At 69.5% G+C, this 334-nt stretch carries 1 pseudogene; it reads left to right on the forward strand.

The window, feature by feature from the left end:
* Positions 1-101: 101 nt before the first annotated feature.
* A pseudogene (locus ACLZOT_RS50970) lies at positions 102-334 on the forward strand (MarR family transcriptional regulator); the annotation flags it as partial.

Here is a 334-nt window from a genome sequence, read left to right on the forward strand (position 1 = left end):
GTTCCGAGACTCTCCGAGGTTTCCGATAGTATCTCGCTGAGCGAGATACATGCCGGGCGAGGCACCAGTCCGGAGAGCCGGGGAGCGGGAGAGGAAGACCGATGCCCGACGAGGGACCGGAGATGGAGATCGTCCATCTGCTGCGTGCGGTCGCGGTCGAACTGGGAGCGCACAGCACGCGGTTCGCGCAGCGCAACGACATGCACCCCACCGACGTCCGCGCCCTGATCGCGCTGATGGACGCCTCGCGGGCGGGCGAGGAGATGACCGCGGGACGCCTCGGCGCCGCGCTCGGACTGAACTCGGCGGGGACGACGGCGCTGGTGGACCGGCT

The organism is Streptomyces sp. 4F14, assembly GCF_048159485.1.
GTDB lineage: Bacteria > Actinomycetota > Actinomycetes > Streptomycetales > Streptomycetaceae > Streptomyces.